We start from the raw sequence: 14,476 nt of genomic DNA, 5'->3' as shown, positions 1-14,476 counted from the left end.
TTGTAGGATATGAGAAAGATTAAAATATATGGCTTACTGACTTGCGTTTGCCTGATGATGCAATCGTGTCTGTTTAATGAAGATGATATCTTTGATGAATCTTCTGCACAACGGGCTATAGCCTCCGTCAACGAATGTCAGGAGATTTTAAAGGGCGCAACCAATGGGTGGTTACTCGAGTATTATACAGGAGAAGACGGAGAATATGGTGGCTTCAATGTTTTGGCACGATTTGATGGCAATAATGTAATTATGGCTGCAGATTTCGCTACAGATAATTACGAAATTGGAGAAGAATCTACTTCCTTGTATAAAGTTGAATCATACCAGGGAACAGAATTAAGTTTTGATTCATACAATGAATTAATTCACGAATTCTGTGAACCGAGTGGTTATAATTCACCAGGATATGCCGGAGATTATGAGTTCGTCTTCAGAAGCGTTTCAAAAGAAAAGATCGTACTGACTGGGAAAAAACATGGAGTAACGTTGATCATGACACCTCTGCCTGCTGAAACAAATTGGCAAGAGAAACTGACCAATATTGCCAATGTCGTTTCACAGGCTTCATATGTAACCTATAAGTTAATTGTGAATGGTCAGGAAATAACTAAAATGGGACAGGAAGAGCATGCCTTCTCAGTTACCAAAGTAGACGAAACCGGTGAAACAACCGTAAGTCTATATCCGTTCATATATACAGAGGAAGGCATTAAAATGTATGAACCATTAGTAGTTAATGGAGTAGAAATAAACAACTTCAAATGGGATAATGAAAACCTTACATATATTTGTACAGATACAGGTGTAGATGCAAAAATAGAATTCTATTGTCCGGAAGGATATCTCAACTATTTAGGCAACTATATACTACAATTAGCAAATGGGCAACGTATACAACTTGAGCTCAAACAAAAAATGATAGGAAAATCATTTGCAATGAATTTTGCTTTGAGTGGTACTCCTATTGAATTTGTCTATAACTATAATATGACAACAGACTGTATTGATGTACCTTCTCAGACAGTTGGCGTATATCAAGGTTACAACGTATTATTATATCCAGGAATTCCCGGAGGCAATTTCTATGCAGATGACTCAGCTGTATTCCAAGGACGTATTGCAAATACAGATCCGCTTACAATTAAGTTCACTTATGTAAACAATCCTATTTGCACCCTTATGTTGCTGGTATATCAAAAAACAGACGGTTGGTATGGATTCTCTACAATGTTCCAAGATGTAACATTGATAAAAGTTGATTAATTAACAAACAGCATATTATGAAGAAAATAACAAGCATATTTGCATTATTATTATGCGTATTCGTCTTCTCATGTAGTAACGACGACGATAAAGAAACATCTTCTTTGCAGATTGTTAGCTCAAATGTCACATTTGAATCTGCTGGAGGAACCGGTACAATAAAAGTTAACGCAATAAGTGAAATTACTGCTACCTCCAATAAAGATTGGTGTACCGTAAGCGTGAATGGAGATATTATAAATGTTTCTGTCATTGAAAATAATGATATGTCCGGACGTACGGCAGCAGTAACCATAACAGATGGTGAAGCATCCACTTTGGTTCCTGTTTCACAGGGTGGCTGTGTTATTCTGTATAATAAATCAGAATTGGGGCATGCTTTTACTTATGCCGGTGGTTCTGCTACAGTATCTTTCTCAACCACAGCATCCTATTCAATAGAAGTACCCGCCGAAGCCCAAAGTTGGTTATCATACACACTTGACGAAGAAAACAGAACTATAACATTTAATGTTGCTGCGAGTGCTGATAAAACCCCACGAGGAGCGGCAGTTAAAGTTACCGCAGGTAAAAAAACGATTTACTATCATCTTGGAGAGTATGAATTGAAAGACATCGCAGGCAAATGGAGAGTATCCTTTGTTGATGGAGATGATAGTACTCTAGCTGGAGAAATAGAAGTAGTTCAGGATGAAGAGGAACCTACCATCTTCTACTTGTCAGGTATTTCCAATTTCTTTGACCTACCGTTAATCTATAATGGAGAGGCCTTACTCACAATGGGAGGTCTTAATTTAGGAACATATGCTGGGAGATATAACATCTATACAGTAACATTGTCTGAAGGTGGATATGTCAGTTGGGATATGTCAACGCAATATGTTGCTTATCCGTCATCCATCAATGGCAAATTTGCATTGGTATTTGGTGATAATGGCTCCTGGGATGGAGACGTAGTCAATGGCATTGCCTACTGGGCATTCTCCGGTGCTGCGGGAACAGGAAGTGCAGGATGGTTGGAGAAATTCAACGCTCTTACACTAAGCAAATAAGACGGCAAGCGTGCTTAGCTAAGTCTGTCTCTCTAACATGTATAAGATTTAGCTTTACATTAATTATTCATATAAAGGGTGTTCAACATTGGACACCCTTTACATTATCCTTTTCCATATAAAAAGCAATACAAAAGATGATGTTATTATTAAATTAATTCGTATCTTTCGGACACACAAAAAAGTTAAACCAACAATCACACATATGAAAATGATTCTTTTCCGACTAATATGTTTAAAGACATGCCTACTATTAATCCCTGTACTTTACGCACAAAACAACTATCGTCCGGGATTTATCATCACTGTTCAAAAAGATACGGTATACGGAGAAATTGACTACCGTACAGATAAGATGAATGCTAAACGCTGCGTCTTTCAATCACAAGGTAATGATACCGAACCAGTAACCTATCATCCTTTCGAAATCTTGGGATACCGTTTTACAGACGACGGTAAATACTATGTCTCCAAGAACATAGAATTGAAATACGGTGTCTCTACCCCCGTCTTTCTCGAATATTTGCTACAAGGAATGAAAAGCTTGTACTACTATGAGACAGAAGATAACATACCAATCTATTTTGTTGAAGATAATAATACCCTTGTAAAAATAGATGCGCCCAAACTGTCCAAGCAGGCTACCAATATACAGTTTAAAGGCCAGACTGACCGATATATTCCCCTTCTTCATTACGCATTCAAAGACTGCCCAAGCCTGGCTCCCCAAATAGACCGGGCCCGTTTCAGCCGAAAGGAGATGATAAAAATCACAAAAGAATATCATTATGCAATGTGTACCAGCAATGAAGATTGCATTGAATTTGAAGCAAAAGAAGATAAACGTTCAATACAGTTAGATATAACTCCTTATGTAGGAGTTATTCAATATAATGTACCATCGGGTAGTCCGATCGGGCTCTATAGCTCACCCGAACTATCTTACCTGGCAGGAGTCACTTTAGCTATCAGCAATAGACGGTGGATGAGTTCACTCAGTGGTTGTTTTGATGTGTCTTTTTCCCGCATAACATCCTCTGCAAGATCATTGAATAATGAAAATTCATCCACTATATTTAAACATAGCGGAACAATGTTTTCGGGTAAGTTAGGAATACGCTATACCTATCCGAAAGGAATGGCGCGACCATTTGTTGAGCTTGGAGCAGACTTCAGTGGAATGATCAATGCCAAGATAAAGATAAATGATAAGAGCGAGAGATGGCTGGATGGTGTCTACCCTGGCTATTACGCCAATGCGGGAGTAAACTTCAAACTTTCGCGAAAAAACAAACAAATGATATGCATACGCGCTCAATTCAAAGGCTTAAGAGACATGATGGAAAAATCAGCCCTCGTTAATGGATGGTCAGGAGTGATAGGATATACATTTTAAGTACTGCATTGTTCGTTTATATAGTACTCACACTAGGAAATCTCTTATAAAACCGTTTTTCTTGTTATACCCATATTCTACCCGACAATAAAACTCCCCTTATTTCAGCCTTTCGAATGAAATAAGGAGAGCCTTATATAACTGGGTTATCAGCTATTAATACTTGACTTCTCAGGTATTAATAACTGACGCGACAAGTATTAATACCTGAGAAGTCAGATATTAAGACCTGTCGTGACATATTAGAATGCTTGTACCAGAGTTTATTAACTACCGTCTTAGTAAGTCACCGTCAACGGTGTACGCACCTTCTGCGCATACTCAGCCATATACGCATTCCACGCATCAGCTGTCTTGATAGCAGCCTTATCCCAGGCAGAACCCCAGTAATAAGTATATTCCGAACCCGGTTCATACTCGCTGATTGCCAGTACATGACCGTCAGCTCCACCGCGCAGCTCCTTCTTCTCCTTTTCCGGGAAAAGAACGGTCTTTGCCTCTTTTACCAGTGAAGGAAATGCAGCGCCGATAAATATCTTACCGTTACCGCCGCTTCTATCGGTTGTAGGATCTACATAGGTGATATAGCCGTTTGCAGCGTCTGCTGTAACCACACCGTCCGGTTCACGAAGAACGATTCCGGTAGTCACAGGCATCGCTTCTTTCAGATTAGTATACGAAACGACGGTTTTGTTGAGATACGAGCCGGCATCCAATGTGATGACACGCGTTTCCACCACGTTAGAATCGCCACGGACAGTCAATGGATTAAATTCCAGTTTCACTGTGAAGCGCAGCGGGCCATTATCAAGGATTTCCTGTGTGCGATAGCAATAAGGATAGATAATCGTATCACCCGCCATCAGAGCGGCTGTACCGCAGCCCAGCGTAGGACCTACGGCATAACAATCCATTCCGTAGCCGTGGTCAATGTGATAAGAGATGGCATTTTGCAGTTCGGCAGCCGCTTTAGGGTCTGTCTTTTTCAGTTCGGCAATTCTGGCACGCTTTTCCTTATCCAGTTCTTCAGCGTAAAGGCTTTCAAGAATCGGTTCCGTAGTGTTATACTTCGTAAAGAGGTCGTAGCCGAAACCACGTTCACCACGTTTCTGCAAGGCAGGGCCATAGGCACGGTATCCGCCCAGGTCATTCTCCCATGCCACGTCGTCCAGACGTTCGGGATAATAGCGGCCGCAGGCAATTACATTATACGGGTCGGGAGTACCGGATTGGATAGTATAAGTGGCTGTGCCATTTGCTTTCACCGTAGCCGGGAAAACCACTTTCTCGTCATACGTCACTTGATAAGGTACTTGCTGACCATCTTCACCAAGCACTACGATCTGGGCCGTATCAGCCAGCTGCAGCTTGGCTGTAACGTCACTCATCGGAACTTCAACCATTTCACCTGTGCGCTCCAACGCCAGAGGATTGGTTACTGTAACCGTCATTGACTGCTTGCTGTCAGCACAAGAGGCAAAACCCATCAGGGCAATAGCAGCCAGAATAAATATCTTCTTCATATTATACACAACAAATAAGGGGATAGAATCAGGTAAAAAAACGAAAGGGGATAAATGTAAACCGTAAACTATTCAACAGAAAAACGATAAGGTGACAGGCGGTAAAGAATCTCCTTACCACCCTATCACCTTATTATAATCTCTTGTTATCGTTATTTCGGCTGTTTTCCGATATAAGCCAGGATACCACCGTCTACGTAAAGAACATGACCGTTAACAGCGTTAGAAGCCTCAGAAGCCAGGAATACGGCAGGACCAGTCAGTTCTTCCGGATCCAACCAACGACCGGCAGGAGTCTTGGCGCAGATGAATGAATCGAACGGGTGACGGCTTCCGTCTGCTTGTTTCTCACGAAGAGGAGCAGTTTGCGGAGTAGCGATATAACCCGGGCCGATGCCGTTACACTGAATGTTGTATTCACCATATTCAGAGCAGATATTGCGAGTCAGCATCTTCAGACCACCTTTGGCAGCAGCGTAAGCCGATACAGTTTCACGCCCCAGCTCAGACATCATAGAGCAGATGTTGATGATTTTACCGGCACGCTTCTTCATCATGGCAGGCAATACAGCCTTAGAAACGATGAACGGAGCGTTCAAGTCGATATCAATCACACGACGGAAGTCAGCAGCTTCCATTTCGTGCATAGGAACACGGCGGATAATACCAGCGTTATTAACAAGGATATCAATCGTACCTACTTCTTTCTCGATAGTAGCAACCATTGCCTGAACAGCCGGTTCGTCTGTTACGTCGCATACATAACCGTGAGCTTTAATTCCCTTTTCAGCATAGGCAGCCATACCTTTGTCTACCAACTCCTGGTTGATGTCGTTAAAACATACAGTAGCGCCTTGTTCTGCGTATGCAGAAGCAATTGCAAAACCGATACCGTAAGAAGCACCTGTAACGAGAGCTACTTTACCTTTCAAAGAAAAATTCAAATACTGATTCATAATTTTTTGTTATTAAATGATGAAAACTATTGTAGTTGTTTATTTTAAATCTGTAATTAATGAGAAGTCCTGATCGCCATAATCGAGGTTTTCACCGCCCATACCCCAGATAAAGGTATAGTTGTGGGTAGCCGCAGCCGAGTGGATCGACCATTCGGGAGACAGAACCGCCTGATCGCCCTTCATCCATACGTGACGAGTTTCGTCCACCTCACCCATAAAGTGGCAGATAGCGTGCTCTTCGGGGATTTCGAAGTAGAAGTAAGCCTCCATACGACGGCTGTGCACGTGGGCAGGCATCGTGTTCCATACGCTTCCCGGAGCAAGTTCCGTCATACCCATCTGTAGCTGGCAGGTAGGCAATACCTGATTGACCAGCATCTTATTGATGTTACGGTGGTTGGAACCTTCCAGCGAGCCCATTTCAGCCACTACGGCATCCACTTTCGTCACTTTACGGTCGGGATAGTTGCGGTGTGCGGTTAGTGAGTTGAAATAGAATTTGGCAGGATTGGAAGCGTCCTTGCTTTCGAACGTCACCACACGGTCGCCCGAACCAAGGTAGAGGGCTTCTTTATAGTCAAGTTCGAAAACCGCGTCTCCGGCTTTCACTACGCCCGGTCCGCCTACATTATAAATACCCATTTCACGACGGGTCAGGAAGAACGGAGCCTTCAGCGGGTCGATCGCTTCGAGTGTCAGCACCTCTCCTACCGGAAGCGCGCCGCCTACAACCATACGGTCGTACATGGAGTACACCATATTCACTTCGTTGGGAACAAATATCTTTTCGATTAAGAAATCGCGACGGATTCTTGCAGTATCATAACTTTTTGCATCCTCAGGATGCGCAGCATAGCGAATTTCATAGTTCGTTTTCATACCTTATTTATTTATAGTTATTGAATAAGCTCTCTTTCTCAAATGCACATCGTTTACGTACACGATGCAAAAATAGTAAAAGAAAACGGGTTAACCTTGCAATTTTGTTCCAATTATCCACCAAAAATGTCCAGAATTGATGCAATGTACATCTTTTTAACGAACTATAATACGTTTCAAAGGAGTTTTTTACCTAATAGAAGAAAAATAGACTGTCCCTGTTTTTTCTGAAAAAAGAAGCCGGTATGCGCACACTTTGACGGCTATTTTCAATGACACAAAACGATATAAAAAAAGGAAGCTCCAATAATCAATGATTATCAGAGCTTCCTTTTGGTTGTCCTACCAAGATTCGAACTTAGACAAACAGAACCAAAAACTGTTGTGCTACCATTACACCATAGGACAAACATATGCGCTTTCTGTTAAAAAGCGGTGCAAAGATAGAGGTTTGCAAGCAAACCTCCAAATATTTCGATTACTTTTTTACTTTGCCACCTTGCAAATCGCTGAATTTTACTTCGCAATCAGCAGAAAATAGTTCTTTTTACCACGCTGAACAAGCAGATATTTCTCGTCAAGCAGATCGGCAGTCGTAATAACCTGGTCAAAAGCTTCCAGTTTTTCTTTATTCAATGATACGCCACCGCCCTGAACCAACTTACGCATTTCGCCTTTCGAAGCAAATACAGCTGCATTATCGACAAACAGGTCAACAGCCTTCACTCCTTCTGCCAAGGCGTCACGAGAGATTTCAAACTGGGGAACGCCTTCGAATACAGCTAGCAACGTATCTTCGTCCAACTTGCGCAACGACTCGGAAGTAGCGTTACCGAACAGGATATTAGACGCATCTACCGCTGCATTGTAATCTTCTTCGGAGTGAACCATGATAGTCACTTCCTTGGCCAGACGTTTCTGCAAAGCACGCAAGTGCGGAGCCTGCTGGTGCTCGGCCACTAATGCTTCGATTTCTTCCTTCTCGATCGAAGTGAAAATCTTGATATAGCGTTCTGCATCAGAGTCGCTTACGTTCAGCCAGAACTGATAGAACTTATAGGGAGAAGTATAACGAGGGTCCAGCCAGATATTTCCGGATTCAGTTTTACCAAACTTACCACCGTCAGCCTTTGTGATCAGCGGGCAAGTCAGCGCGAACACCTCTCCCCCATTGGTACGGCGGATCAGTTCTGCTCCGGTAGTGATATTTCCCCACTGGTCGGAACCGCCCATCTGAAGTTTACACCCCTTTGTTTCATACAGATGAAGGAAGTCGTAGCCTTGAAGCAGCTGATAAGTAAATTCGGTGAATGACAGTCCGTCACGTGCTTCTCCGTTGAGGCGACGCTTTACAGAATCCTTTGCCATCATATAGTTTACAGTAATATGCTTACCTACTTCGCGAACAAAGTCAAGGAAAGAAAACTCTTTCATCCAGTCATAATTGTTCACTAATTCAGCACGGTTAGGCACATCCGACTCGAAGTCGAGGAACTTGGCAAGCTGTTTTTTGATACACGCCTGATTGTGACGCAATGTTTCCTCATTCAGCAGGTTACGTTCTGCCGATTTTCCGGAAGGGTCTCCAATCATACCTGTAGCGCCACCGATGAGTGCCAGCGGCTTATGGCCGCAGCGTTGTAAATGACGAAGGATCATCACTCCACAAAGGTGACCAATGTGTAGCGAATCGGCAGTCGGGTCGATACCCAAATAGGCAGTCACCTGCTCTTTGTTTAACAACTCTTCCGTTCCCGGCATGATGTCCTGCAGCATGCCACGCCATCTCAATTCTTCTACAAAATTCATCGTATTACTCTTTTTATTAGGTTTTTATTTTCTTTCAATTCCATGTGCGACAAAAGTACGACTCTTTCTCGGAAGATACAACTCTTAACGCCTAAAAAAGACTTTTTGAATATTTTCCCGAATCGCCTGCCGCAGCTCTTCCACATCCGTGCTTCGTGCTTTCGCCACCTGCTTCAGCACTTCTTCAATGTCGACCGGACTGTCATCCGTCTCCAGAAACAGGCGACCGGCAGGCACTCCCTTCACCGTTTCCTCCGGATAGTGCGCACCGAAAGAAAGATAAATGCCGTTCTTTATCAATTGCCCTGCCTGCTGCGGTTTCCCGCGAAAGCCGTGCCAAATCCAGGACTGAGCCGGATTCAGTTTCTTCCTCACCGCCAGCAACTCATCCATCGCCTTCACACAATGAATAATCAGTGGCAACCGATACTTCTCCGACAATTCCACCTGCTTCTCAAACATCCTTACCTGAAGCTCCATCGGAGCAGCTGTCAGTTTATCGAGCCCCGCCTCTCCTACCGCCACAAACTGCTCTTTCACAAGCAACTGCTGCAGAAGTTCAAATTGCTCATCCGCATTGCGTTCCGTCAGTTTCCAGGGATGAATGCCGGCCGAATAGAAATATCCCTCTTTACCTGCCGTCCCGACATCCGAAGCCGACAGGCACAGCGAATCATCCACCGGTAATGGAAAATTGATAATCGCTTTACCGTGGGAAACATCCTCCGACTTGTGAGTATGAATATCCAGAATATGACTCGCGTTATTCTCCATATCTCTCGTTCTTTAGGATAAATCGTTTTTAAGGTACAGGATCGTAACCGGAACCACCCCACGGATGACATCTGAGGATGCGCCGGACAGCCAGATAGAGTCCTTTAACGGGACCGTGTTTCTTGATTGCTTCGACCGCATAGGCCGAACAGGTGGGCGTAAACCGACAAGACGGAGGGGTAAGGGGCGAAATACACACCCGGTAAAAATAGATAGGAATCAGCAGTAAGAATGAAAACACCTTCCTCACAAGACTTTTCAGGGACATCCAACAGACGGACACCCGGTGAGCACGGGGCTTCATAAGGATAACTTTTCAGAAATGCGCGAAAGCGCTGTCTTCATTTTCTCTTCCAGTTCGGCAGTGGCTACAAGTTCGTCCGACAGATAGATAAAAGCGATTGCCAGACGCTGCCCCTTGTTTTGCAGACCGTCCAGCAGTGGCTGTTTGTTCTTCCGGTAGACTTCGCGTATCTGCCGCTTCACCCGATTGCGCTTTACAGCACGTTTGAAACGCCGCTTCGATACGCTGATAAGTATCGTTGCCGGCACTTCACCTTGTTCTATGGGCATATATACAACGCGTATCGGAAAGATGGAAAACGACTTGGAATGGCCGCCTTCGAACATCTTTCCGATCAATATTTTACTATTCAGCCTTTCGGCTTTACGCAAAGTATATACGCTCACGCTGTTTATTTATTGTTTTCCTTGATGAACATATCGAGCGCAGCCGTCATTGACGGAGCCTGCACAGTCGGTGCTTCAAGGTCCAGACGGAGTCCGGCGTCGCGTACAGCTTGCGCGGTAGTCGACCCGAAGGTACCGATTCTGATCTCTTTCTGGTCAAAGTCCGGGAAGTTCTTCTTCAAAGAAGTCACTCCGGCAGGGCTGAAGAACACGAGCATGTCATAATCAAATTCCTCATCCGATGTAAAGTCATTGCTCACAGTGCGATACATTACAGCTTCTGTATGCTGTATGTTATTCTTGTCGAGCAGGTTTTTCACATCATCATTGTGCACGTCCGACATAGGGACGAGATATTTCTCCGTTTTATGCTTTACGATAGATGGCACCAAATCTTCAATCTTTCCGGTAGCGCCGAAGAAGATTTTACGTTTGCGATATTGCACATACTTCTGAATGTACAATGCAACCGCTTCTGTGACACAGAAATACTTCATTGTTTCCGGAATAGTCACACGCAGCTCCGTACACAGATTAAAGAAGTGATCGATTGCGTGGCGTGAAGTGAATATAACGGCAGTGTGATCAAGAATTGAAACCTTCTGTTGCCGGAATTCTTTCGCCGAAAGACTCTCGACCTTTATAAACGGCCGGAAATCTATTTTTACGCCATATTTCTCTGCTATGTCGTAATAGGGAGATTTCTCTGACGCAGGCTTAGGCTGCGAAACTAGTACTTTTTTAATTTTCAACGTCCTAAATTTTTATTAGCAATACATTGTTTACCTGAATCATTCCCTGATAGAGTAGCAGACAGGGTATGATTTCAAGAGCGCAAAAGTACAAAATTAATAGGAAAGCCGCACTTAATTGATGAAAAAAAAGCTTTACCCACTTATAAAACATCAATATTTTAGTAAAAATTAGAATAATTAGTCCGATTATCACTAAATTGGTCAGATTCAGATCGAAATAAACAAGGAATAGAACAAAAGGAAAAAGGGCGAATCCGACGTAATATATGAGCGCAGAATAAGATTCCAACCATATATTTGTCTTGTTTTTGTCAAAAAACACCCATCCGAGGAACATATAAAGTAACCATTTCAGTAAAAAATAGGCAAGGCAGAAGCCGACATAAATCCCCAATAGCAGGAGAGGGGAGACCTTGGTCATCAGCATCGGACATGTATCATGAAAATAATTGAAGAACACGATACCTGTCAATACACAGGTCTGCACTACCAGTACGAGGAGATAGCGCACATCGGCTGCCGTAGAACTATCAAAAATGCTTGTCCGCTCGCGATGCAATACAAAGTCTTTCACTTGTTGGGTGAGAAACTTCTTTCCGCGAGCCAGAGCGATGGAGGAAAGAAAGAAGCAGGCAAGCAATGTCAAGGCAATCACATCATCCGTACGGGGAGAGTAGGAGATAGGGATTCCCTCGAATCCGGAGTTCAGTATATCGGCTATCATATGGCTGCAAATTTACGGATAGAAGCGTCCCATACGGGAGTTGTCTGAAGTAACTCCACCGCTTCTTCCGGTGTTTGTGCTACTTTCCATATATCACCGTGTTGCTGGCGCATGAAGTTTTCCTCTATTGCCCGTTCGAGCATTTGGAGCAGCGGATCAAAAAAGCCGTTTATATTCAGAATGATAATCGGATTCAGATACAGTCCGAGCTGTTTCCATGTGATGATTTCAAGCAATTCTTCCAGAGTGCCGCATCCGCCCGGCAAGGCAATGATGCCGTCACTCAGATTCGCCATCTTCTGCTTGCGTTCGTGCATGGAAGTGACTTCGATCAATTCCGTCAACCCTGTGTGATGCCAGTTCTGCTCGACCATGAAGTGGGGGATAACACCTGTCACTTCACCGCCATTCTTCAGAACTGCGTCGGCCACGGAGCTCATCAGCCCGATGCTTCCGGCACCGTTTATCAGACGGATATGTTGTTTGGCAAGCAGGCTGCCGAGCTTTTCGGCTGCTTCAAAATATACGGGGGCTATCTTAGTGCTGGATGCGCTGTATACGCATACGGAATGTATCTGATTCATTGTCTTTTGCAAGTTTACTGGATGAATGGGTACAAAAGTACAAAGAAATCATATACATATCAAAATGAATGTGTAATTTATGTCAAAGTGAAGATAGAAGAATAAACACGAAGGCAAGACTGCATATTCTATTTCTATAAATAGCACAGTCAAGCCTATATTCTCCTACTTCAACACTCATTATTTAAATATTGGCATAAAAACAGAAAATTGAATATTTCGTGAAGTTACTTTTCCAACACCACTAGTATTCATCAGATTGCAAGTACCTTGTTTATAAGATAGTTGTAGTTCAAGCCATTTCAGCGTATAACTAACTCTTGCCACAATAGGTATATCGATCGCATTTTTTTTGCTATTATAAGTAGATGCACCCAATCGATTTACATACCAAGCCACATCTGCTCCGACTCCAAGTCTAAAATTAGAAAAACATTCATAACTGAACACAGTCCCTATTGATAGATATTTTCCGTTTACACTATACTTAGGACTATCCGAATTGAAGGCTTGATAATCAGTCCCCTGCGAGCCAAAAAGAGCAATGCCATCCATTGCAAATTTACGATTACCCCAATACTGCCGATAAGCATATCCAATATGATAATGAAGTTTATATCCCTCAAAATTACTGGAAACCACACTCACTTTTTCATGCAATGTTCCTAAAGAGCCTCCTAAAACAGGACCATGTTCCTGTGCAGATAATGATGCTGTAACAAATAGCAATGCTATAAATATTAAATTAGTAATTGTTTTCATTAGAAGTTCAGTTTTTATTATTTAATATACAAATGATGAGGACAAAAGAGTTTATGGTTGTTGCTACTTTCGTCCTCATTTACACTTTTATAATCTCACAGTGGCAAATCCTCTTTGGTCATACGGCACACCCCGAGACCAGATTTCTATTGTACCCGTACACTCTTGTGCTAACTTACGTCCAAAAACTTTGGTTACATTTCCACCCATTTCTTTGGTATCAATAGCAAAAGGAATACCATCTTTATTTACATACACTGGACCATACCCCAGTAGTTCTCCTTGAGCAAACTCAAAACCACGAAGGTTTACTTTAGCATGGTATGTCGTAGAGTAACGGCTCCATCCAAAGACTCCTTTCTTTTGCGAAGTAAAATTAGCATGTATTATTCCTGATGAAACAGATAAATATAATCCTACTTTTCTATCTTTTTGACGACTATATGCTTCATTTATAGAACTTAAATCTGAAACAGACGAACGAGTAGAAACCGTAAATTGTTGTTGACGCTCTTTAAAGTCAGTATATACCTTATCCACAACCAAAGAATCGCCAATCATAAATTCACCTTTCATATTAACAAAGTATTCATTGGCTACATAAACAAGCCTTGAATAAGGTGACAGATCAGTAGCATCGATAGTATTAAACATAAATACATCACCATATTTATGTTTATATTTCTCATATAGAACATCAAACTCCGCTTTATCAGCAGCTTGATTACAGATTTTATCCAACTCACCATCCGCTTCTTGCATCAGAATCATCTGAGACTTAAAAGATAATGAATTAAGAAAACTAACTTGTTCTGAAGTAGACATTGCACTCACTTTCAAAAGAGCATTCTCGTACGATTCCACATCTTTAAATTTAATCATAGTACCGTCGTTTATTACTTCTATTTCAGGATTAGCATTCGTCGGTTTAACCATATTCACTTCCTGTTCATCATTGGTACAAGAAATAAATGCACCTAAACATACTGTTAGTGTCAGTGTTGAAAATAGTTTTTTCATTGTTTTTTCTTTTTTAGTTAATATCAATTCGTAGTTGCAACTATCTTTATGCTATTTTTTATGACTCAATTATTTAATGGCTTTTTCTATCCTTCAATAATCCTGTACTCAAAAAACCCTTACCAAAACTTTGACCAGATTATCTGCTACAAAAGTAGAGATAATGGAGGTATCGACCTAGATATTCAATTCAGTAATAATTCAGAAATAAAAAATGCCATTTGATCTAAAAACTGAATTATTTCTGAACTCATCCATACTAAACAATCAGACAATTAGCCTT

Annotated in this window: 15 protein-coding genes and 1 tRNA gene; 3 read left to right on the top strand and 13 right to left on the bottom strand. The window is 42.2% G+C overall.

What is annotated here, in order from left to right:
* Positions 1-9: 9 nt before the first annotated feature.
* From ACHLI0_RS13750 to ACHLI0_RS13740, 3 genes are all read left to right on the top strand, one after another.
* Positions 10-1,266: a DUF4302 domain-containing protein gene (locus ACHLI0_RS13750; protein ID WP_490749393.1), complete on the top strand. Its 1,257-nt coding sequence runs from the start codon at positions 10-12 to the stop codon at positions 1,264-1,266.
* 17 nt (positions 1,267-1,283) lie between these two features.
* Positions 1,284-2,318, top strand: a complete 1,035-nt coding sequence (locus ACHLI0_RS13745) for a BACON domain-containing protein (RefSeq protein WP_008762843.1) — start codon at positions 1,284-1,286, stop codon at positions 2,316-2,318.
* Positions 2,319-2,523: 205 nt separating this feature from the next.
* Positions 2,524-3,714: a hypothetical protein gene (locus ACHLI0_RS13740; protein ID WP_373258994.1), complete on the top strand. Its 1,191-nt coding sequence runs from the start codon at positions 2,524-2,526 to the stop codon at positions 3,712-3,714.
* 278 nt (positions 3,715-3,992) lie between these two features.
* Here ACHLI0_RS13740 and ACHLI0_RS13735 read toward each other — a convergent pair whose 3' ends face one another.
* From ACHLI0_RS13735 to ACHLI0_RS13675, 13 genes are all read right to left on the bottom strand, one after another.
* The gene (locus ACHLI0_RS13735) at positions 3,993-5,237 is read right to left on the bottom strand and encodes a BT3233 family polysaccharide utilization protein (RefSeq protein WP_143919397.1); all 1,245 of its coding nucleotides are present in this window, start codon (positions 5,235-5,237) and stop codon (positions 3,993-3,995) included.
* A 152-nt stretch (positions 5,238-5,389) separates the two neighbouring features.
* Positions 5,390-6,193 (bottom strand): gluconate 5-dehydrogenase, encoded by an 804-nt coding sequence (locus tag ACHLI0_RS13730; protein ID WP_008762840.1) that lies wholly within the window; start codon positions 6,191-6,193, stop codon positions 5,390-5,392.
* A 39-nt stretch (positions 6,194-6,232) separates the two neighbouring features.
* Entirely contained in the window at positions 6,233-7,075 is an 843-nt protein-coding gene (kduI, locus tag ACHLI0_RS13725) for a 5-dehydro-4-deoxy-D-glucuronate isomerase (RefSeq protein ID WP_490749392.1), read from the bottom strand.
* 334 nt (positions 7,076-7,409) lie between these two features.
* A tRNA-Gln gene (locus tag ACHLI0_RS13720) sits at positions 7,410-7,483 on the bottom strand.
* Positions 7,484-7,591: 108 nt separating this feature from the next.
* Positions 7,592-8,884 (bottom strand): tyrosine--tRNA ligase, encoded by a 1,293-nt coding sequence (gene tyrS / locus ACHLI0_RS13715; RefSeq protein WP_234119851.1) that lies wholly within the window; start codon positions 8,882-8,884, stop codon positions 7,592-7,594.
* 84 nt (positions 8,885-8,968) lie between these two features.
* Positions 8,969-9,658, bottom strand: a complete 690-nt coding sequence (locus ACHLI0_RS13710; RefSeq protein WP_490749391.1) for a TatD family hydrolase — start codon at positions 9,656-9,658, stop codon at positions 8,969-8,971.
* Between the two features lie 28 nt (positions 9,659-9,686).
* Positions 9,687-9,926 (bottom strand): membrane protein insertion efficiency factor YidD, encoded by a 240-nt coding sequence (gene yidD, locus ACHLI0_RS13705; RefSeq protein ID WP_370448174.1) that lies wholly within the window; start codon positions 9,924-9,926, stop codon positions 9,687-9,689.
* A 32-nt stretch (positions 9,927-9,958) separates the two neighbouring features.
* Positions 9,959-10,348, bottom strand: a complete 390-nt coding sequence (rnpA, locus tag ACHLI0_RS13700) for a ribonuclease P protein component (protein ID WP_008762835.1) — start codon at positions 10,346-10,348, stop codon at positions 9,959-9,961.
* A 5-nt stretch (positions 10,349-10,353) separates the two neighbouring features.
* Complete coding sequence (locus ACHLI0_RS13695) at positions 10,354-11,100, bottom strand: uroporphyrinogen-III synthase (RefSeq protein WP_008762834.1); 747 nt, start codon at positions 11,098-11,100, stop codon at positions 10,354-10,356.
* Between the two features lie 4 nt (positions 11,101-11,104).
* Positions 11,105-11,827 (bottom strand): DUF4271 domain-containing protein, encoded by a 723-nt coding sequence (locus ACHLI0_RS13690; RefSeq protein ID WP_490749390.1) that lies wholly within the window; start codon positions 11,825-11,827, stop codon positions 11,105-11,107.
* Positions 11,824-12,411, bottom strand: a complete 588-nt coding sequence (locus tag ACHLI0_RS13685) for an LOG family protein (RefSeq protein ID WP_234119855.1) — start codon at positions 12,409-12,411, stop codon at positions 11,824-11,826. The genes ACHLI0_RS13690 and ACHLI0_RS13685 overlap by 4 nt, the downstream gene beginning before the upstream one ends.
* Positions 12,412-12,591: 180 nt before the next feature.
* Positions 12,592-13,173 carry a hypothetical protein gene (locus tag ACHLI0_RS13680; protein ID WP_008767455.1) on the bottom strand — a complete coding sequence of 194 codons (582 nt, stop codon included), beginning with the start codon at positions 13,171-13,173 and terminating at the stop codon, positions 12,592-12,594.
* 87 nt (positions 13,174-13,260) lie between these two features.
* On the bottom strand, positions 13,261-14,193 hold the full coding sequence (locus tag ACHLI0_RS13675; RefSeq protein ID WP_234119857.1) for a DUF4848 domain-containing protein: 933 nt from the start codon (positions 14,191-14,193) through the stop codon (positions 13,261-13,263).
* Positions 14,194-14,476 lie beyond the last annotated feature (283 nt).

It is taken from the genome of Bacteroides sp. RCH18 (assembly GCF_058231005.1).
The sequence above is the reverse complement of the archived record's forward strand: the minus strand, read 5'-3'. Positions and strand labels throughout refer to the sequence as shown.

Bases quoted from the DNA above. Each gene is read 5' to 3' on its own strand.
- ACHLI0_RS13750 (WP_490749393.1), top strand. From the start codon at position 10: ATGAGAAAGATTAAAATATATGGCTTACTGACTTGCGTTTGCCTGATG.
- ACHLI0_RS13745 (WP_008762843.1), top strand. From the start codon at position 1,284: ATGAAGAAAATAACAAGCATATTTGCATTATTATTATGCGTATTCGTC.
- ACHLI0_RS13740 (WP_373258994.1), top strand. From the start codon at position 2,524: ATGAAAATGATTCTTTTCCGACTAATATGTTTAAAGACATGCCTACTA.
- ACHLI0_RS13735 (WP_143919397.1), bottom strand. From the start codon at position 5,237: ATGAAGAAGATATTTATTCTGGCTGCTATTGCCCTGATGGGTTTTGCC.
- ACHLI0_RS13730 (WP_008762840.1), bottom strand. From the start codon at position 6,193: ATGAATCAGTATTTGAATTTTTCTTTGAAAGGTAAAGTAGCTCTCGTT.
- kduI (WP_490749392.1), bottom strand. From the start codon at position 7,075: ATGAAAACGAACTATGAAATTCGCTATGCTGCGCATCCTGAGGATGCA.
- tyrS (WP_234119851.1), bottom strand. From the start codon at position 8,884: ATGAATTTTGTAGAAGAATTGAGATGGCGTGGCATGCTGCAGGACATC.
- ACHLI0_RS13710 (WP_490749391.1), bottom strand. From the start codon at position 9,658: ATGGAGAATAACGCGAGTCATATTCTGGATATTCATACTCACAAGTCG.
- yidD (WP_370448174.1), bottom strand. From the start codon at position 9,926: ATGTCCCTGAAAAGTCTTGTGAGGAAGGTGTTTTCATTCTTACTGCTG.
- ACHLI0_RS13690 (WP_490749390.1), bottom strand. From the start codon at position 11,827: ATGATAGCCGATATACTGAACTCCGGATTCGAGGGAATCCCTATCTCC.
- ACHLI0_RS13685 (WP_234119855.1), bottom strand. From the start codon at position 12,411: ATGAATCAGATACATTCCGTATGCGTATACAGCGCATCCAGCACTAAG.
- ACHLI0_RS13680 (WP_008767455.1), bottom strand. From the start codon at position 13,173: ATGAAAACAATTACTAATTTAATATTTATAGCATTGCTATTTGTTACA.
- ACHLI0_RS13675 (WP_234119857.1), bottom strand. From the start codon at position 14,193: ATGAAAAAACTATTTTCAACACTGACACTAACAGTATGTTTAGGTGCA.